This is a genomic window from Rickettsiella endosymbiont of Miltochrista miniata (assembly GCF_964031245.1).
In the GTDB taxonomy this organism is placed as follows: Bacteria; Pseudomonadota; Gammaproteobacteria; order Diplorickettsiales; family Diplorickettsiaceae; genus Aquirickettsiella.
The window spans coordinates 1,115,670-1,135,902 of record NZ_OZ035017.1 but is presented as its reverse complement, the minus strand read 5'-3'; the positions used below and the strand labels follow the sequence as shown (position 1 = coordinate 1,135,902).

At 38.7% G+C, this 20,233-nt stretch carries 17 protein-coding genes; 5 read left to right on the top strand and 12 right to left on the bottom strand.

All coding sequences use genetic code 11. The annotated features are described in order from the left end of the window. Positions 1 to 58: 58 nt before the first annotated feature. Complete coding sequence (gene metF / locus AAHH40_RS05180; RefSeq protein ID WP_342219620.1) at positions 59 to 898, bottom strand: methylenetetrahydrofolate reductase [NAD(P)H]; 840 nt, start codon at positions 896 to 898, stop codon at positions 59 to 61. Further along, positions 876 to 3,224, bottom strand: coding sequence for a 5-methyltetrahydropteroyltriglutamate--homocysteine S-methyltransferase (gene metE / locus AAHH40_RS05175; RefSeq protein WP_342219619.1), 2,349 nt, complete (start codon positions 3,222 to 3,224; stop codon positions 876 to 878). Before metE ends, metF begins: the two co-directional genes overlap by 23 nt. Positions 3,225 to 3,789: 565 nt before the next feature. Here metE and AAHH40_RS05170 point away from each other — a divergent pair. Next, the gene (locus AAHH40_RS05170) at positions 3,790 to 4,506 is read left to right on the top strand and encodes a hypothetical protein (protein ID WP_342219618.1); all 717 of its coding nucleotides are present in this window, start codon (positions 3,790 to 3,792) and stop codon (positions 4,504 to 4,506) included. 13 nt (positions 4,507 to 4,519) lie between these two features. Here the strand turns inward: AAHH40_RS05170 and AAHH40_RS05165 are convergent, their stop codons facing one another. The 8 genes from AAHH40_RS05165 to rodA form a co-directional block, all read right to left on the bottom strand. Further along, positions 4,520 to 5,857, bottom strand: coding sequence for a S41 family peptidase (locus AAHH40_RS05165; RefSeq protein WP_342219617.1), 1,338 nt, complete (start codon positions 5,855 to 5,857; stop codon positions 4,520 to 4,522). 332 nt (positions 5,858 to 6,189) lie between these two features. Further along, positions 6,190 to 7,743 carry a 2,3-bisphosphoglycerate-independent phosphoglycerate mutase gene (gpmI, locus tag AAHH40_RS05160; protein ID WP_342219616.1) on the bottom strand — a complete coding sequence of 518 codons (1,554 nt, stop codon included), beginning with the start codon at positions 7,741 to 7,743 and terminating at the stop codon, positions 6,190 to 6,192. A 4-nt stretch (positions 7,744 to 7,747) separates the two neighbouring features. Continuing rightward, entirely contained in the window at positions 7,748 to 9,151 is a 1,404-nt protein-coding gene (locus AAHH40_RS05155) for an MATE family efflux transporter (protein WP_342219615.1), read from the bottom strand. Between the two features lie 324 nt (positions 9,152 to 9,475). Continuing rightward, the gene (gene lgt / locus AAHH40_RS05150; RefSeq protein ID WP_342219614.1) at positions 9,476 to 10,255 is read right to left on the bottom strand and encodes a prolipoprotein diacylglyceryl transferase; all 780 of its coding nucleotides are present in this window, start codon (positions 10,253 to 10,255) and stop codon (positions 9,476 to 9,478) included. Positions 10,256 to 10,258: 3 nt separating this feature from the next. Beyond that, the gene (locus tag AAHH40_RS05145) at positions 10,259 to 11,719 is read right to left on the bottom strand and encodes a glycosyltransferase family 87 protein (protein WP_342219613.1); all 1,461 of its coding nucleotides are present in this window, start codon (positions 11,717 to 11,719) and stop codon (positions 10,259 to 10,261) included. Positions 11,720 to 11,727: 8 nt separating this feature from the next. Next, positions 11,728 to 12,603: a septal ring lytic transglycosylase RlpA family protein gene (locus AAHH40_RS05140; RefSeq protein ID WP_342219612.1), complete on the bottom strand. Its 876-nt coding sequence runs from the start codon at positions 12,601 to 12,603 to the stop codon at positions 11,728 to 11,730. Continuing rightward, complete coding sequence (mltB, locus tag AAHH40_RS05135; protein ID WP_342219611.1) at positions 12,587 to 13,603, bottom strand: lytic murein transglycosylase B; 1,017 nt, start codon at positions 13,601 to 13,603, stop codon at positions 12,587 to 12,589. Before mltB ends, AAHH40_RS05140 begins: the two co-directional genes overlap by 17 nt. Positions 13,604 to 13,614: 11 nt before the next feature. Next, positions 13,615 to 14,736 (bottom strand): rod shape-determining protein RodA, encoded by a 1,122-nt coding sequence (rodA, locus tag AAHH40_RS05130; protein ID WP_342219610.1) that lies wholly within the window; start codon positions 14,734 to 14,736, stop codon positions 13,615 to 13,617. Between the two features lie 258 nt (positions 14,737 to 14,994). On the opposite strand from rodA, the gene AAHH40_RS05125 reads away from it, so the two are divergent. The 3 genes from AAHH40_RS05125 to AAHH40_RS05115 all read left to right on the top strand — a co-directional run bounded on the left by AAHH40_RS05125 (position 14,995) and on the right by AAHH40_RS05115 (position 17,360). Next, positions 14,995 to 15,990: a L,D-transpeptidase family protein gene (locus AAHH40_RS05125; RefSeq protein ID WP_342219609.1), complete on the top strand. Its 996-nt coding sequence runs from the start codon at positions 14,995 to 14,997 to the stop codon at positions 15,988 to 15,990. Positions 15,991 to 16,034: 44 nt separating this feature from the next. Further along, positions 16,035 to 16,838 carry an RMD1 family protein gene (locus AAHH40_RS05120; protein WP_342219608.1) on the top strand — a complete coding sequence of 268 codons (804 nt, stop codon included), beginning with the start codon at positions 16,035 to 16,037 and terminating at the stop codon, positions 16,836 to 16,838. Positions 16,839 to 16,970: 132 nt separating this feature from the next. Beyond that, a complete protein-coding gene (locus tag AAHH40_RS05115; RefSeq protein WP_342219607.1) occupies positions 16,971 to 17,360 on the top strand; it encodes an HU family DNA-binding protein in 390 nt (129 codons plus the stop codon). Positions 17,361 to 17,516: 156 nt separating this feature from the next. Here AAHH40_RS05115 and zapE read toward each other — a convergent pair whose 3' ends face one another. Beyond that, positions 17,517 to 18,554 carry a cell division protein ZapE gene (zapE, locus tag AAHH40_RS05110; protein WP_342219606.1) on the bottom strand — a complete coding sequence of 346 codons (1,038 nt, stop codon included), beginning with the start codon at positions 18,552 to 18,554 and terminating at the stop codon, positions 17,517 to 17,519. After that, positions 18,551 to 19,204 carry an alpha/beta hydrolase gene (locus AAHH40_RS05105; RefSeq protein WP_342219605.1) on the bottom strand — a complete coding sequence of 218 codons (654 nt, stop codon included), beginning with the start codon at positions 19,202 to 19,204 and terminating at the stop codon, positions 18,551 to 18,553. Before AAHH40_RS05105 ends, zapE begins: the two co-directional genes overlap by 4 nt. 79 nt (positions 19,205 to 19,283) lie before the next feature. Here AAHH40_RS05105 and AAHH40_RS05100 point away from each other — a divergent pair, with 79 nt between their 5' ends. Further along, positions 19,284 to 20,201: an ABC transporter ATP-binding protein gene (locus AAHH40_RS05100; protein WP_342219604.1), complete on the top strand. Its 918-nt coding sequence runs from the start codon at positions 19,284 to 19,286 to the stop codon at positions 20,199 to 20,201. Positions 20,202 to 20,233 lie beyond the last annotated feature (32 nt).

Genomic DNA, 20,233 nt, shown 5'->3' with positions numbered 1-20,233 from the left:
CCTACTAGCTAAATGACAAAAATACTTACTATGATTGAAACAAAAATTAATGGTACATTCAGATAAGATTTTGAATAATGCTATGCGTCGGTTCGGCGCGGTTTAAGGTGTAAAAATGAAATTCCTTGACACCATTTTGCAATAAGCCATTGCAAAGTTTGCTAACAAATTCAATGCCAATTTCTTGCAAAGAAATAGGATCATCGCTATAAGTTTTAAGATGCTTATGTAACCATAAAGGAATTTCTGCACCACAGGCCGTGGAAAATTGCATAAGTTTTTGATAATTCATAATCGGTGTAATGCCGGGAATAATCGGAATACGGATAGAAAATTTATCGCATGCTTCTATAAATCGAAAATAAGCATCACTATTAAAAAAAAATTGTGTAATAGCACTATTTGCGCCGGCTTCAATTTTCCGTTTGAAATTTTCAATATCTCTAGTCGGGCTAGTAGCGCGCGGATGAAATTCAGGATAGGCGGCTACAATGATATGAAAATAATCGTCGGTCATTTTACGTATGGCAGTGATTAATTCAGTTGCATCATTGAATTCAATTTCTATCTGTGTATTATCGCTAGGTAAATCGCCTTGAATCACCAATAATTGCTTAATACCTAATTGTTTATATTCGCAGAGTAACTCTCGTAAACGCTGACGGGTCATATTGACACAGGAAATATGTGGTGTGGCGGCAATTCCATGCGCGACGAATTGTCGCACCACTTCCAATGACTTTTGTTGCAGTGATCCACCGGCACCAAAAGTCACAGAAAAATATTTTGGTTTAAGTTGACATAATTCCTGTCGAGCTTGATTCAGATCATCTAAGCCTTTTTTTGTTTTTGGAGGAAATACTTCAAAACTAAAACTAAATTTTCGACAAACTGACATGAGAGGACTCCTTCCTCGCTAAGCGTTGGGCAACAAGATTAGTATCTTCACGCAGTAATTTAGCAGCGCCTACCATATAGCGTAATGCGGCGGTAACTTCAGGCCAATTACGAGTTTTTAAGCCACAATCTGGATTTACCCATAGACGTTCAATCGGAATATAAAGCAAGGCATGTTGTAGTTGTTCGATCATTTCATCTTGTGAGGGGATACGCGGTGAGTGGATATCATAAACTCCCGGCCCAATTTCATTCGGATAAGAAAAATTTTCAAATGCTTGCAAAAGCTCCATTTTTGAACGCGAACTTTCCAATGTAATGACGTCCGCATCGAGTGCGGCAATGGCTGCTATGACATCATTAAACTCGGAATAGCACATATGCGTATGAATCTGCGTGCTATCTTTTACACCACAGGAAGCAATTCGGAATGAAAATACCGCCCAATCTAAATAATTCTGCCAATCTTTGCGGCGTAAAGGCAAGGTTTCACGAAAAGCGGGTTCATCAATTTGAATAATATGAATACCTGCTTTTTCTAGATCGACGACTTCATCACGTAAAGCCAATGCAATTTGCAAGGCAGTAGCGTTGTGTGGTTGATCATCACGGACAAAAGACCACGCTAAAATTGTAACTGGACCGGTTAACATACCTTTGAGTGGGCGTTTAGTTAAGCTTTGACTATACGCTGACCATTCGACCGTCATCGCTCGAGGACGGCTGACATCGCCATAAATAATGGGTGGTTTGACACAGCGTGACCCATAACTTTGTACCCAGCCATTTTTAGTGAAAGCAAAACCGTTGAGCAGTTCGCCAAAATACTCAACCATGTCATTGCGTTCGGCTTCGCCATGGACTAAGACATCTAAATCCAACGCTTCTTGTTGGACTATCACATCGGCGATTTGTTGTTTTATTTTTTGTTGATAAATTTCATGTGACATTTTTCCCGATTTATATTCTTGACGAATTTTTCGGATATCAGTCGTTTGCGGAAACGAGCCGATAGTGGTAGTGGGTAATAAAGGCAATTTTAAAGATAATTTTTGTTGTTGGGCACGGGAAATATAATCCGAGTTGCGTTTTGCAAGATCCTTGGTGACAGAATTAACACGCCTCTGCACCAAAGTATTATGAATACGTTGCGATGATTTACGTGATTGTAATGCAGTTTTATTTTCATTTAATAAAGCGGTAATGCTGGGTTCATCAGCATTTAAAGCGCGAGATAATAAAGATATTTCCGAAAGTTTTTGTTTGGCAAAAGCGAGCCAATTTTTTATTTCTGTATCTAGTTTGGTTTCATTATCTAAATCAACTGGAGAATGAAGTAGTGAACAACTGCTGCCTATCCATAAGCTATCACCATACCTCTTATGGATAGGTTCTAACTTAGTTAATATTTCATTTAAATCGGCTCGCCAAATATTGCGTCCATTTATCAGCCCTAGAGAAAGAATTTTATCTTTGCCAAAAGGTTCTAAAAAGTGGGTTAATTGTTCAGGCGCAGTACAACAGTCAATATGCAAACCATCGATGGGCAATTTCTTTAAAATTTCTAACTGATCACTGACAGAACCAAAATAAGTTGCTAATAAACAGTGTAGATTTTCAAAATTTAATTGTTGATAAGCCTTAAGATAAGCCTGTTGCCAAGCTTCGGGTAAATCTAATACCAAAATAGGTTCATCCAATTGCATCCATTCAATATTCCTGACGCGAAATTCAGCAAAAATCTGATTATAAATAGGCAATAAATTATTTAATAAATTTAATTTATCACATTCTGGCTGCGTTTTACCTAACCAAAGATAGGTTAAGGGTCCGAGTAACACGGGTTTTACTCGATAGCCTTTGGCTATCGCTCGATCGATGGATGCAAATAAATAATCGGTGTTTAACTGAAAATTTTGATTTGGATTAAATTCAGGAACAATATAATGATAATTGGTGTTAAACCATTTGGTCATTTCGCACGCCGTGGTTTCTTTTACGTCCGGGGCTTGGCCGCGGGCCATACAAAATAGGGTATTTAGATCAATTTTTTTATTCTTATCTTTAAAGCGATCTGGGATAACGCCTAATAGTGCGCTGTGATCTAAGACATGGTCATACCAAGAAAAATCGCCGACAGTAATAAAATCAAGACCGGCTTCAGCTTGCATGAGCCAATTTAGGTCTTCAATTTGTTGGCCTATTTGTTGTAGTTCACCGAGAGAAATTTCCTTGCGCCAATAGCATTCAACTGCTTTTTTCATTTCTCGATGGGCACCAATTCGCGGTAGACCGAGGACATGTGATTGATTTGAGCAAATAGACATAATATTTTCCCTAAAAAAAGCTAAAAGAATCCTTTTTTAAATAACTAAAAATGTAAATAACATTAAAAGCCTGTTTTAATGTTAGAGATGTAAACCCTAGCGCATTAAAACAGGCTACGGGGGAATAGACAGAATAAAAGCAGAACCTGTGAAGCATGCTTCATAGATATGAAGTCTTTAAAGTAACAACAGTAATCACCCATGACAATTCACTCTTAGTTGGTCTTACGACTAAAAATAAGTAGCGAAAAAAAACCACCTGGCTAAAGCTGCGGTGGTTTTCATGACGCTTTAGCTAAACTTAATATAGCGCCAGCAAGCTGTAGCTCAAATCGGCGCTTATCACACCAAAAAATTATAGATTAAAAATAAAAAGAATGCAAGATGTCTATTTTTGATAAAAAATTTTTAAAAAATTCCGAGCAATTTTATTTTTTAAATTGATTTTTTTTAAAATTAAATTTTTAGATTGCCGCGCGCTCGCAATGACGAATAAACGATTAATTAGATAGACAACGGTCAAAAATTCAGATAAATTTATATTGCAATTTTAAAAGGACACATTATGCCAGAGGAGCTAATTAACTCCAGGAAATTAATGGCGATGGCCAGTAAATTTTCTGGGTATAGGATTGATCCGAAGTATTTTCCCTTAATGTTTGAGTCTCCATTTATCATAGAATCTTTAAACCATATCTATATTTTAGATCGAAATCGAAAACTTAGTATAGAAGATATGCAGGAGATAAAACGGGTTTTTCGAGAATATTTTAGCTTTTTTGCGGAACCATCTAATACACCAATGATAAAAAAATATAGTAAAAAATATTTAGTTTTATCAATAGTATTTTTTATTTTATTAATAGCCTCAGGAATTAGTTGCATTTATTTGCCGATTATTTCTTTTCCTTTAGTTTTTATTTCTGTTATTAGTTTAATTGGATGCGCCTGTCTAATTAATATTAATACTAAAACTTATTCCAGTGAAATAACAGATATACAGGATAGCTTTAAGCATGAGTTATTTGATTTGAAATATAACTTGAACCAATTGAAAAATGCATTAGCTGATAAATATCAGCTTAAAAAAACGCATGCTTTTTTTGATCATATCGCCACATTATTAGCTTTTAATCGGCTCAGAAATTTTCAGAATAAAAAAAAATCGGTCTCATTTGCGCCTAAGCTCAATGAGCTAAATATGTTTTTTATAGAAAGTCCTGAAATAAGATCTCGGGCGAATAGTTACGAAAGCAATGGAAATTTACAACCTAAAGCATGAAAAAATATGATTTTTATCCCGCATTTTTGTTATTTTGTAAAACTACCATGCTTTTTAATAGATTTAATGCTTCAAATAATTGGTAATCATCTTTCACCAAATCATTGTTGTTGATAGTTGCGGGAGAAAAAATAGTTTTTTCTGTCATATTACCATTTTTTAAATGTCCTTTTAATTCCGATTCATGGAGATAAATAGGTTCAGAGGGATTTTCGCTTAAGGAATTTATCTTCAATTCATCCAAGGTAATATCAGGAGAAATACCAGAAGCTTGGATCGAACGGCCCGAAGGTGTGTAATATAGCGCGGTGGTTAATTTAAGTGCGGTTGTCTCGTCCAATGGAATAACGGTTTGCACCGATCCTTTACCAAAACTTTTGGTTCCTAAAATGACGGCGCGTTTATTATCCTGTAGTGCACCCGCAACGATTTCGGCTCCGGAAGCGCTACCTTGATTGATCAAAACGATCAATGTACCGGCATAAACTTGATCATTCGGTTTAGCCGTAATTTTCATATTCGCTTCGGAGGATTGACCTTGTGTTGTGACTAACACTTGATTGAATAGCATTTTCTTAGTATCAAGAAAAGCATTGGTGACGTCTGCAGCGGAGGTTAATAATCCTCCAGGATTATTTCTTAAATCCAGTACTAAACCTTTAATCGGTGTTTTTTGTTGGTGCTGTAATTTTGAAACCATTTGATCTAAGTCATGACGTGTACTGGACTGAAAACTATTAATACGGATATAAGCATAGTCAGGTTCTAACATACGTCCTTTAACACTTTGGATGCGGATAATGCTACGTTTCAAATTAACTAACAGTGGTTTATGTAAACCTTGTCGTATCACCGTCAATTGTATGGAACTACCTTTTTCGCCTCGCATTTTTCTTACTGCTTCGCGTAAATTCAACCCTTGAATAGATGCGTTATTGATACGTATTATCAAATCTCCTGGTTTAATCCCGGCTTTTTGTGCGGGTCCATCATCAATCGGTGTTACCACACGTAACAAACCTTCTTCCATACCCACCTCGAGTCCTAAACCACTGAATTCTCCGGTGGTGGCTGTTTGTAAATCTTTTAAATCGTCGGCATCTAAAAAACTTGAATGTGGATCGAGTCCGCTCGCCATGCCTTGCATAGCATTTTGTAAAAGTTCATGCTCGGAAGTTTTTTGGACATATTCATTTTTGATAATGTCTAGCTCGCGATTGAAACGTAATACATCTTGAGAAAGTTTATCTTCTGGGGAAGGCGTCGCTTTAGCTTGTCCAGAAAAAGGTGTGGTACTAAAGCCTAATAAAGAACAGGTAAGGAAGAAAAAAAATAACATTTTTAGTTTCATATTGGCTTATCCTTTTATTTAATATTTGTCTGCACAAAAGCTATGGTTCGCGTCATGAGGATAACGACATACGTCGTCATTGCGAGCGCTTAGTTTTTACTCGTCATTGCGAGTGCTTAGTTTTTACTCGTCATTGCGAGCGCGGAGCGCGCGGCAATCTAGGAAACCGAAATTGTGGATGGCCACGCTCATTACATTCGCTCGCCATGACGGTGTTTTTTTATACTATTTTTTACTACTCTTTATAGTGTAATTCACTTTGATGAATTTGCGAGGTGAGGCACAGAAAAATGCTAATTTATTGACCAATAAACGCAGGGGTGAGACTTAAGTTATTCTAGTGTGAGTAAGCTTTGACCGGTCATTTCTTTGGGTTTAGGTAAATTTAATAGGCTTAAAAGAGTAGGGGCGATATCAGCCAAGCTAGCGTGTTTGACTGGATTTATTTTCGCAGAGCGGCCGATATAGATAAATGGGACGGGCTCATTGGTATGCGCGGTATGAGCTTGTTGGGTTTTTTCATCAAACATACATTCAGCATTGCCATGATCGGCAGTAATGATGGCTTCACCACCAAATTCTCGTAAGCAAGCGCTGATTTTTCCAATACAGTCATCGATACAGCTAATACCAAGTAAAGTTGCGGCTAAATTTCCCGTATGACCGAGCATATCAGGATTAGCAAAGTTACAAATAATAACATCGTATTTTTTTTCTTTAATATCTGTTAAGAGATGGTCGGTAATTTCGATAGCACTCATATTAGGAGTAAGATCATAGGTACTGACTTTCTTTGAAGGGATTAAAACGCGCGTTTCATTTTTCGCAGGAACTTCATTACCACCATTAAAAAAGAAGGTAACATGCGCATATTTTTCAGTTTCTGCAATGCGTAATTGTGTCAAGTGGTGTTGGGCTAGATATTCACCTAAACCATTACGTAAAGTTTGTTGTGGAAAAGCAATTTGACTGGGAATGTCGCTTGCATATTCCGTTAAGGAGATAAACCCAGCTAAATGGGCCTGTGTGTGTCGAGCAAAACCAGAAAACTGCGTATCAAGAAAAGCATGGCTCAATTGACGTGCGCGATCAGCACGAAAATTCATAAAAATAACCAGATCGCCATCTTGAATTTTTACCGCTGGTTTATTTACATCGTGTATGGTAGTGGGAGTAACGAATTCATCGCTTTCACCTCGATCATAGGCCAATTGCAAACCTTGTAAAGCGGTGACGGCGTGGTAACGAGCTTCACCTAAGCTTAAACAATCATACGCTGCTTGTGTACGGTCCCAACGTTTATCTCTATCCATCGCGTAATAACGACCGATGAGACTGACGATTTTTCCAAGACCTAGTTGGCTACATTTTTTTTCTAGATTTTCAAGGTAGTTTGTCGCACTTTTCGGTGGTGTATCACGACCATCGAGAAAAGGATGTAAATAACAATCTTGAATTCCTTGCTGAGCAGCAAATTCAAGCAAGGCATACCAATGTTGTTCATGACTATGTATCCCGCCAGGCGATAAAAGTCCTAGAATATGGACTGATTTTTGACTGGCTTTGATTTTTTTAAATCCGGCGAGCAAACAAGGATTTTTAAAAAATTCTCCCGTTTCTATGTCTTTATTAATACGGCTTAAATCTTGATAAAGAACACGGCCGGCGCCCATGGTGAGATGACCGACTTCTGAATTACCCATTTGACCGGTGGGTAATCCTACCGCTAAACCGGATGCATCCAGTAGTGTGTGTGGGCAGGTCTGCATCAGCTGATCCCAATGCGGTGTATTCGCCATAGCAATGGCATTGTGTTCTTTTCCTATTCGATGACCCCAGCCATCCAATATGAGTAACAAAATAGGACGTGGATTTTGTTTCGACATAATTTTAACCTGCCGTTTTCTTAATGTTACTGGTTAGATTGCTAGGTTCAAAAAGATATTCTTTTACTTTACGACGATATTGCCATACCAATAAAAATATACCGATGATTTCAGCTAAGATGGTTGCCCACCAAATACCGTAGCCGGCAAAGCCATAAGATAACGCGATAGCGCCTAAGGGTAAAGCAACGATCCAAAAAACCAAAACTGAAGTAAACAAAGTAAATCGAGTATCTTTTAAACCGCGTAATGCACCAAATAGGGCAAAGCGAGGTGCTTCAAAGAGTTGTACCAACGCGGTTAAGGCTAAAAATTCTTTTGCTAGACGCACAATGCTAGCATTGTTTGCATCATGCAAATTAAAGTCGATAGCAATGAGTTTTTCTGGAAATTCCCAATAAACGATTGCAACCAATAGCATAAAAATAGTCGAATAAAAAACACCCACGGAAGTTGCCTCATTGACGGCTTTTTTATTATTCCGTCCAACACTATGGCCTACGCGTATGGTGATCCCCTGAGCGAGTGCAAATGTCACTATCGAAAATAGCCAAAAAAATTGTAACGCAATCTGATTAGCACTCAGCGTATCCGCACTAATGCGGCCCATCAGTATGCTCATGGCTAGAAAGAAACCAATTTCGAAAAAAAAGGTTAAACCTAATGGCAAGCCGACTTGAAAAATCTCATGCAATTGCGGCACTATTTTTTTCCAGCGCGGAAATTTAAAATAAATTCGATAACTTTTACTTAAACAAAAATATACACTAAACCCTAGTGTGATAATCCAAAAAGTTAGTGCAGCACCCCAACCAATTCCAGCAATGCCTAAATTAGGAAAGCCGAATTTTCCAAACATTAAACTATAGTTGAAAAAAATACTCAGCGGAACAAAGAGCAAACTAAACGTTAAATTGGTTCTGGTTCGACCTAAACCTGCCACGAATTGTAATAATACGGTAATAATAAAATCAGGAATAATCGCCCAAGTAAGTCCATGCAGATAAAATTGCGCCAATTTAACTGCGGCAGGGGCTTGGCCAAAAAATAAAAATATCGGTGAAAGATTCCATAATAATAGCATGGCCGGCAACATTAATACGCTAGCCAGTAATAGGCCTGCGTAAAGTACATAGGATATCTCATCATTTTTTTTTGCGCCGTAATAACGGGCTACTAAGGTGGTAATTGCTGAAAGTGTTCCCCAAATAATCACCATTAATGTCATAAACACCCAGTTTACTAAGGCTCCGGCGGCCAGACTGGTTGCTCCAAGATGCGCAAGAAATATATTTGAAAAAAAACCAACTGACGTTTCAATAACGCCGCTGATAATCAGCGGAATGGCTAAAACTAATAGAATTTTGCTTTCAGAAAAAAAAGTTTTGTAATAATGAACTACGGACATGGAATATTTACAATTTGGTAAAAATTTCTACTATACCGCTCGTGGTTGAAGATGCAAAGTATTGAAATCCTAAAGCGACTAAAGCGAATGGAAGTGAATATAAAAAAAACAGCGTCATGGCGAGCGAATGTAATGAGCGTGGCCATCCATTGCTTCTTATATAGATTGCCGCGCGCCTTCGGCGCTCGCAATGACGAATAGAAACCAACGTCATGGCGAGCGAATGTAATGAGCGTGGCCATCCAAAGATTGCCACGCATCTACGGTGCTCGCAACGACGGTAATATTTTACATGCTCGCAATGACAACCAATATTTTACGTGCTTAATTCGTTTTATGTAGTTTGACCAATAAAAACATACCAAACAGGATCATCGGAATAGAAAGTAGTTGGCCCATTGTTAACCAACTCCATGCAATGAAGCCTAATTGTGCATCCGGTTGGCGGAAAAATTCGAGCACAAAACGGAAAATACCATATAAAATGGCAAACCAAGCTGAAACGGCCGTGCGTGGTCTTTTTTTACTCGAATAAATCCAGAGAATAACGAATAGTATGACTCCCTCAAAAAGGAACTCATAAAGTTGCGAAGGATGTCTTGGTAGGCCTCCGGCACGTGGAAAGACCATGGCCCAAGGCACATCGGCGATTCGGCCCCATAATTCTCCATTGATAAAATTACCAACCCGACCGGCGGCGAGCCCTACTGGTACTAGAGGAGCAGCAAAATCGGTAATATCAAAAAAATGTTTTCCGATTTTTCGACTAAATAAATAGAAAGCGACTAAAACACCTAACAGACCTCCATGAAATGACATGCCGCCTTGCCAAACTTGAAAAATAATCCAAGGATGGCTTAGGAAGTTGCCTAAATCATAAAACAGCATGTAACCGACACGGCCGCCTAAAATAACACCGAGTGCCGTGTAAAACAGCAGATCACTGACTTCGTCAACAGTCCAACCACTATTTGGTTTTTTAGCACGATAGATAGCGAGTAACCAGGCACCTATAAATCCAACTGCATACATGAGGCCGTACCAATGAACTTTGAGTGGTCCTAGGCTAAATGCAATCGGGTTCATCGTAGGGTAGATCAACATAATTTAATCCTGATGATGAGCAACCACTAAGTATTGCTGACTATAATGTGCACTGTGAAGTATCCAAATATTCGTGGCTTTGCTAATGCCTTTGTAAGAGGGTAAAAATATCACGATGCCGATTAGTAATAATAGGGCTGGAGGCATTCTTTCATAATGTACACTCTTATGTTGTGAGTATAATTCAAAACCCCGTGCTAAACGATAGCGCAGCCAAAATATGAAGCTGGTTAAGCCAATCAGGACTAAAAAATAGAGCGAGGAGCTAAAAAATACGCGCAGCATATTCGCTGTCGTGATTTGATCACTATCAAATAAACTGATGGGAATATTACTGAAAAAAATGCAAGCCATTAAAAATATCGGCAAGGTGATAGGATAAACCCCTTTCTTTGCCAATTGCCATAAAATTAATATCGGAATACTGAGAAAAGGAAAATAATATATCCAGCCTAAAGGGGATAATAATATCATGCCTAGGATAATGATTGAGAAATCAAGATCCACTTTTTGTTCCGCTAGCATATTAACCGCGGGCCGCAAAAATCGAATAATGGCTAGAAAAAAAACTCCAGCAAGGAATGGATAAACATAGGTAATGAGTCCAGGAACCGGTAACACAGCGACATTACTTTCTATGCCGCCTAATAAACGTAACAAAAAGCCATAAATTGAGACATTCCAACTTGAAGCAGCCCATTTTATTTGTTGACAGGCCTGATAATAGTCAGCGTAGCTATCTAGACCTAAAAACAAGGCAGCGATCAAGGCACAACTGAGAAGCGTTGCAAAAAATGCGCATAAGCCACGCCATTCTTTGCGCATAAGAAAATAAAATAAAAATAAACCGATAAAAGGTTTTAAACTCGTCGCTATCCCCAAAAAAATCGCCGCGTGTATCGTTTTTTCATCACGTGCCGCACGCCATCCTAATACCAGCAAAGGGAGCAATAATAAGCTGACTTGACCAAATTGTAAGGTTACAAAGCTAGGAAAATAACTGAATAAGGCAATTAACAACAACACTGCACAGGATGCTGAAAAAGTCCGTCGATCCAGTTTTTGTTGTATTAATAAAATTCCTAATGCTCCGGCTATTAGCGAAAGAAAAGTCCACAACAATAATGCATGCGGATAACTAAGATAGGCTAATGGAAAGCTTATCAGTGTAAAAAAAGGCGGATTTAAATTGCCACCTAATTTAAAGACTTTGGAGTGTGTCGGTTTAGTTGGCTTAGTGTGCGAAGAGGAATCTAGTTTATTTTTTACAAAGTAAATCGGTGTATAGATATTTTTCCCTTGGATAAACATTTGCTGTGAGTGATAAAATTTTCCAAAGTCACTATACAGAATATTAGTTTTTCCTAGCGTCAGCGGGTAAACAAAATTAAGGAGTAATATTATCGCAAGTAGAATGATTCCACTTAGTAAAATTAGCGAATGAGAGATTTTTTTAAATGACATATAAAAAATCAGCTTTTATACGCACAGCGATGACTTAACCCAGCAAGTTGCAGCTTATGCGTGAGTTGTTGCGAACTCTTGCTATTGGGTAAAGGTCCAATGACTACTTGATAATAATAGCGTTTATGAATGGAGGTTGTTTTTACATTGACAGGCGATCGAGTCCATTGTTTAACTAATAAAGCGAGTTTTTGTGCAGGCGCACGTTGTTTAAACAATCCTAATTGAATATATGGGGCCTGTTTTTTGGTTGGCTGATAACCGTCATAGCTTTCTCTGCGTATGGAAGTATTATTGGAAGCGAGACGTGTAATGCCTGGTGTAATGGCGACCACAGAAACCGGTGCTGTGCCAGTGCCGGTCATATCCAATTTTTTTGCAGCGGCATAAGAGAGATCGATCAAACGATTGTTAACAAAAGGACCTCTGTCATTGACTTTAACGATAATTTTTTTTCCATTACGTAAATTGGTTACTTGTAAATAAGTAGGGAGTGGAAGCGTTTTATGTGCGGCAGTCATGCCAGCCACATTATAAATTTCACCATTAGAGGTTTGAAAATCATGAAATTTCATACCATACCATGAGGCAATGCCTCGAGCATGATATCCCTTAGCGCTTTTCATGACATAGTAACGACGGCCAAAAATCACATACGATTTGGGATTACCGCGTTTACTTAAAGGTTCTGCTTTAGGTACGGCATTAGGAATCCGATTCGCATTAATTCTAAAACAGGGTGCTTTATCGTGCCGTAGAGGGTAACGATAATTACTACTGGAAGAGGAACAGGCTCCTAGACTGAGGATAAGTAGGCATAAAGTAAATCCAAAAATAATTCTAAAAAATAAGCTTCCTTGCTCAGCATTATTTTTTATTGACATGGGGTAGGTGCTCTTGTTGGTGAAGATGATGGATTAATTCACTTAATTGAAAAACTGCCATTGCATACAATGAGCTGGAATTATAGTGTTTAATGGTTTGGAAGTCATTAAATCCTAGCCAGTATTCATTGCCATGTTTGAGTGGTAGTTCAATCAGGAAGGTTTTGAGTTGCGGAGATACTTGCTTTTTAGGAATGATACGGTATTTTTCAAAATCTTTAACAGTGAAATTCTCTTGCGATTTAGGTAAATGTAATAATGCTTGGGGCGAAAAACTTGCGGGTATGGCCACTGGACCCGATTTAGCCCAGCCAAAGGTATGTAAATAATTGGCAATACTGAGAATAGCGTCATCGGAGTTATTGATAAGATCACTATAACCCTTATGCGTTGCGTCTACTGAAAGATGACGGTAATTGCTAGGCATAAACTGTACTTTTCCGATAGCTCCAGCATAGGAACCTTTAGTGGTTTTTGGATTTATAGCGGGATTTTCTCGACTGAGTAGCAAAAATTGTTCCAGTTCCTGTTTAAAAAAATCCGATCGCCGTGCGTGATTGAAACTTAAGGTGCTCAAGGAATCAATGACACGATATTTACCGGTGATCTCACCATAGCGGGTCTCGACACCTAAAATAGCCACGATGATCGAGCTTGGAACGCCATAACGTTTTTCTGCTTCAGCTAATGTTTTAGCGTGCGCATCCCAAAACTTTACACCAAGCTGCGCGCGTTTGTTAGTGACAAAAATAGGCCGATATTCTGACCAGGTTAAACGTTCCTTAGGTGTAATAAAAGAACTAATAATCGAGCGGTTCGATTTAACCGTATTGAAAAGTTGCTGCAGTTGTTTACGGTCAAAATGGTATTTTTCTACCATCCTATCAATAAATAATCGTACTTCGGGTTTATTCGCATAGGCGGTGCAAGAGGTCAGACAAAGTGTAATTAATAACAGCAATGCGCGTAAGACGCTACGCGAGCTTTTGTTCTTCATCATAATTGCTTTCCTTAGTTACCGACTAGTTTTCTATGTGTTTGGATAGACATTAGAATACCAAAACCCGCGATTAAAGTAATTAATGAGGTTCCACCGTAACTGATCAAAGGTAATGGTATACCCACTACGGGTAATAATCCGCTCACCATACCAATGTTAACAAAAGCGGCGATAAAAAAACTTAAACTTAATCCTCCGCCGAGTAGACGTGAAAAAGTGTCTTGTGCTTTCATGCTGATATAAAGACCGCGTGCAGCGATCCATAGATAAAGACTTAATAGCACGATACCACCCAGTAGGCCAAACTCTTCACCGCAAACAGCAAAAATAAAATCCGTGGTATGTTCAGGAAGAAATTGTAAATGCGATTGCGTGCCATGTAACCAACCTTTACCAAAAAGTCCACCGGCACCAATAGCAATTTTGGATTGAATGATATGATAACCGGCGCCGAGCGGATCTCTTTCTGGATTTAAGAAGGTCAGTACACGTAATTTCTGATAGTCGTGCATAAAATGCCAACCTACTGGCGCGATGACGAGCATGCATAGGCCACCGAGTAGTAACCAACGGCCACTCACGCCGGCTAATAAAATAACACTCATACCCGAAGCAACAATTAATAAGGCAGTGCCTAAATCCGGTTGTTTAATCACTAATAACGTCGGTACAGCGACTATAACCAACGCGATGAATAAATTAAACAAGGAAGGCGGTAATGATTTGTCATGTAAATACCAGGCTAACATCATTGGCACTGACAATTTCATCAGTTCAGAAGGTTGGAATTTTAATAGTCCCAAATTCAACCAGCGCTGAGCACCTTTACCGACCACGCCTAAAATTAATACCGCAAGTAGCAACGTAAAACTAAAAATAAATATCCAAGGCGCCCAGGCACGATAAACTGAAGGTGAAATTTGCGCAAGCATCAGCATGACCAAAAAAGCAATCAACATCCGCAACGCTTGTTTACTAATAATGACTAAGCTTTGATTGCTTGCACTATAAAGTATAATTAAACCTATACAGACTAGACTGAGTAAACCGATTAACAGGGGTTTATCGACACGAAAGAATTGTTGTATGTTTCGTAACGAAAATCGTCGGCGCTGTTTGCTAATCGTGAGCATAATCCCAGCCTAGTAAAAGTAAATAGCTGTAGTATAGAATAAAATCCTCTGACTTACGCTAAACTATAGATAAAAAATTATCGTCATGGCGAGCGAATGTAATGAGCGTGGCCATCCAGCATAGGGTTTCATAGATTGCCGCGCGCTACGCGCTCGCAATGACGAATAAACCTTGTTAATGAGCGACTGCAGTTGCGTAATCACTGATTCGATGTACAATACCCAATTTTGAGAAAAGCTGCTTTTTTATTGCTAAATATGTCAACACTATCAACTTCTATTGCAATGATTGAACGTTTTAAAAAACGAGTAATGCGTTTGACAATAGGGTTTTTTTTCTATTGGAGTACGGTTACACCCGCTACTGCATTAACCTTTGTATTGCCTGTGCATGGCGATGATATCGTTGGTCATGTGCAATGGACGCAAGCATTACCCGCCGATACGTTCAATAAAATTGGCCGGCGTTATGATATGGGCTATTTTGAATTGGTAGAAGCAAATCCAACGATAAATCCAGATCATCCGCAACCGGGAAGCATTATCGTTATTCCCAGTCGTTTTATTTTACCACCTAAGCGACATGGTTTAGTTATTAACTTAGCAGAATTACGTATTTATTATTACCCACCGCATCGCCATGTGGTGATTACTTATCCCGTAGGAATAGGTCGAGAAGGATGGGATACACCTTTAGGACCTTCATGGATCGCCGAAAAAATGCGTAATCCTATCTGGACAGTGCCGGAGTCTATCCGCAAAGATCGAGCTAAAGAGGGTGTACACCTGCCGGTAAAAGTTCCGCCGGGCCCAGATAATCCTTTAGGTGGTTATGCCATGCGGCTTAAACAAGCTACTTACTTAATTCATGGTACCAATGATTCACAAGGTGTTGGACGGCGCAGTAGTGCCGGATGTATTCGACTGTTTCCAGAAGATATAGAAAGTTTATTTGCAGAAGTGGCACGAAAAGAAAAAGTCACGATTATTGATTTACCTTATAAATTCGGTTGGGAAAAACATAGACTTTTTTTAGAGGCACACGTACCATTGCAAAAACAGTCATTATTTAGTCGTTTGTCGATGGAAAAGCTTATTCAAGCAAATACTTCAAAAGCTGCTAAAATTCAGTGGCAATCGGTTGAGCGCATTAGTTTACGAGAAAATGGAATACCACAAGTAGTCGGATATCCTGAGACATCACTACAGCATGTCGCGTCACATGCTCACCGAAAAAACAAAAAATCGGCTTGATCGCTTTGATTTTAAACCTATTTTTAATACGACAGTGAACCTTTATGCGTTGTGTTTCTTTTTGTACAGCAGCTAATTATAAATTAAGTCTACTCGCGGAATTTTTTCGTACTAAACGTTATACGGCCAAATTGTTCCGCAATGTACTGTATGTCACGAAGCAGGACAAGCCTATCGATATCTTTTTCTTTAATCATGGTTGTTTTGTAACCTGGAATCTCAGTAAAAAACAAGAGAAAAAAATAATCGAGGATATTAAGCCTTTTTCTGTTGATCCTTTAGAAAAAATCGAAATGGATCGCTTCATCTATTATCTCGATAAAGAAACCCGGCTTTTTCCGCATCAACGCTTTAATGTCGATGTGATTACTCTAGAAAGCGACGAATCAGATAATGTACAAATTAAACTTGCCATCTCTTATGGTTTAGCGCAATCGATAAAACTTGAATCCTATGAGGAATCGGTGAACAAAACCGTACTCGCGAATAGTCATTTCCCTAAAGAATTAGCACGCTTCGGGAAAATTTCGCTATCCCGCTCGGAAATTTCTAAACGTATTGGTGAAATTTTCTTGACACGAAGTTCGGTCAATCTCAGTAGCGAATATTTAGATGTTCCTGAGTACTTCTGGCGTTATTCGAATCTCGAATCCTACTATGAAATGACTGAAAAGTTTTTAGATATTCCAAAAAGAGTAGCGGCTTTGAATCATAAGCTGGATGTAGCGCATGAAATTTTAGAAATGTTAAATAGTCAGCTACAACATCGTTATTCCAGTATCCTAGAATTTGTGATCATTCTATTAATTCTTATTGAGATAGTGGTGCAAATTTTACAACATGTCTGAAAACGTGAGTATGCAAATAAAAAATAAACATAAAATATTTATAACGACCTCTAGCAAAAAACTAGAAATATGCTATTTTATAGAATCCTAACCTTCTGTTTACTCCTTATATAATTTAGAGGAATATGAACCATGGCTAAAAAATTAGCTAAAAAAAAGTCTCCGGTAGCTAAAGCGCGTAAAAAAGCTAAAGTAACATCAGCTAGTAAGAAACTAGCCGCTGTGAAAAAGTCTTTTACTAAAACTGAACTGCTCCAATGTTTAGTAGAAAGCACCGAATTACCTAAGAAAAAAGTTGCTGAGGTTTTAGAAACCTTGCAGATGATTATGCATGCGCATGTGAAAGCCGGCTGTGCTTTTGCACATCCAGGCATGTATAAAATTACTGTTGTAAAAAAACCAGCGACTAAAGCACGTAAGGGTATCAATCCGTTTACGGGTGAACCGACTACTTTCAAAGCAAAACCTGCGCGAAAAGTGGTAAAAATAAAACCATTGAAAAAACTGAAAGCAGCAGTTTAATTATGTTCCATAAAAAAGGCGCGTTCAGCGCCTTTTTTATTACTAGGAGTTGTGGTATTCGTCATTGCGAGCACCGTAGGTGCGCGGCAATCCATGGATGGCCACGCTCATTTCATTCGCTCGCCGTGACGATGATGTTTAAACTATGTTAAAACTTTAGCGTGTGTTTCGCCATTTTTCTTTAAAAGCGGCTAAACGACTTTTGGTACGCTCAAACTCAGCGCTGAGTCGACCTTTAGGGTAAATATTTTCGATAGGGTGTGTCGAGCTAAGGATCAGTTGCCTGTTGGCATCATAAAGGATGTCAATTAAGTGGATGAATAACCGGGCTAAATTATCTTCATACTCACCGATGGTCTTGACGTCGCTGATTAAAATAGTCGAAAAGCGTTGTGCAATGACTAAATAATCTAATTGACTGCGCGGTATCGCACAAATTGAACTAAAGTCAAACCATACTAGTTGTTCGGTACAGCCTAAATGTGAGATTAGGCGATCATTAATCGTTAACGCTTGATAACTAATCTTGGTATTTTTGCTTAATTTATCGAATAAAGTTTGTACTTGTGATGGGCTCATCACGCAAACTAACTCATTTTCATCATCGATTAAATGATCACGCCGATAATCTATCGTGCTATCTAAATGAAAGATACGTAGGTGTTGTTTGATTAAAGTAATCGCGGGTAAGAAAAGTCCACGTTGCAAGCCATTCGCATATAAATCGTCAGGAGGTGTATTTGCAGTAGTGACCAATACGATACCTTCTGCAAATAATGCCTTTAATAATTGTGCTAGCAACATGGCATCGCCGATTTCATGCACTAAAAACTCATCTAAACAAATAATTTCGACTTCTTTATGTAGACGTTGAGCAATTCGTAGCAGTGGATTCGACGTTCCCTGCAGTTGAGCGAGCTCCGCATGAATATGATGCATAAATTGATGAAAATGATAACGCGATTTAGCCACCGGTAGATGATTGTAAAACAAGTCCATTAAATAGGTTTTACCACGACCGACAGATCCCCATACATACAATCCTTTACCGGTTTTTTTGCTTGCTAGCCATTTTTTTGGTGTGGTTAACTCATCATATACCGCTTGAAATTGCTGCATCGCTAAAGCTTGTTGTGCATCGCTACGCAAGGATTGATTTAGTACTTGTTGTTGATAAGCGGCTAAAGGTGTCATGAAAGATCTTTATTGAGTGTTGTTGTTAGGCAATCGCGCATTTCTATTAGCTTGCCATGAAAAAAATGGCTTGCCCCCTGAATTTTAATTATTTCTGGAGGATGCTCCAAGGAATTCGCCCAGGAAAATACCGCCGCAGGTGATACCACTTCATCTTCATCACCTTGTACTAGTATCCAAGGGCAAGGAAAAGGTGGAAGTTCTTTAAAAGGAAATTTTTCTATAGGAGGTGCAACACAAATCAATTGCTTTGCTGGCCAAACTTTTGCAGCGCGAGCGGCTACATAAGCACCGAATGAAAAACCAGCCAGCCAAATGGCTGATTCAGGACAGTTTGTTTTTAACCAGGTGAGCACCGCCAATAGATCGTCAGTTTCTCCAATGCCATTAGCATATTCGCCCTGGCTTAGGCCGACACCACGAAAATTGAAGCGAACCGTAGCAAGCCCCATACTATTGAAACACCGTGCTAAGGTATAGATAACCTTATTGTGCATGGTTCCACCAAATAAAGGGTGTGGATGGCAAATAACCGCAATAGCAGGCGGATTTTGAAGTGTTTCTGGTGAGCTCGTCATAACTTCAAGCTGGCCCGTAGGGCCAGGTAATAACAGCTTGCCTAATCGATCAGTAGGGAATGGTATTGTCATGTTATACTCTTGGACGCTAATTAGAAGTCATTGATTATCAGCTAAAATTTTATTCATTTTATAAAGTTCTATTAAAGTTATGCAAGCATTGAGTATCCAAGGTCTCAGTAAAATATATAAAAATGGTGTTATTGCCCTTAAAAATATTGATCTCAATGTTGAGGAGGGTGATTTTTTTGCCTTGTTAGGTCCTAATGGGGCTGGAAAATCAACTACCATCGGCATAGTCGCTTCCTTAATCAATAAGACCGCCGGAACGGTTAAAGTCTTTGGCCATAGTATCGATAACGAATTAGAAGCCGCTAAATCCTGTATTGGCATTGTGCCGCAAGAACTTAATTTTAGTATCTTTGAAAAAGTTATCGACGTTATTGTTTATCAAGCCGGTTATTATGGTGTACCGAGACGTTTGGCTAAACAGCGTGCAGAAATCTATTTAAAAAAATTGGATTTGTGGGATAAGCGCGATCAAATTTCTATGCAACTGTCGGGCGGTATGAAACGCCGCTTAATGATAGCGCGCGCCTTAGTACATCAACCCAGACTGCTGATCTTAGATGAGCCTACCGCCGGTGTCGATATAGAAATACGGCGTTCGATGTGGGAATTTTTGCGCAGCATTAATCAACAAGGTATTACCATCATTTTAACTACACATTATTTAGAAGAAGCAGAATATTTGTGTAAAAATATCGCCATTATTGATAAAGGCAGCATTATCGAACATACCAGCATGAAGCATTTGTTAGCGACTTTAAATATGGAAACCTTTGTGTTTGATTTAAAAAAACCTCTGGTTGATCTGCCACAATCGCCGTTTGCGATGCGTTTATTAGATAATGTGACCTTAGAAGTCGATGTCGCTAAAGAACAATCACTGAATAATTTATTTGGATTTTTGGAAGGGCACCATATTGAGGTGACCAGTTTACGCAATAAAGCGAATCGTTTAGAAGAATTATTTCTTAATTTGATTGCTGCGAATAAAAACAAATGATTTTCATTTTTCTGTCATTGCGAGCGCGTAAA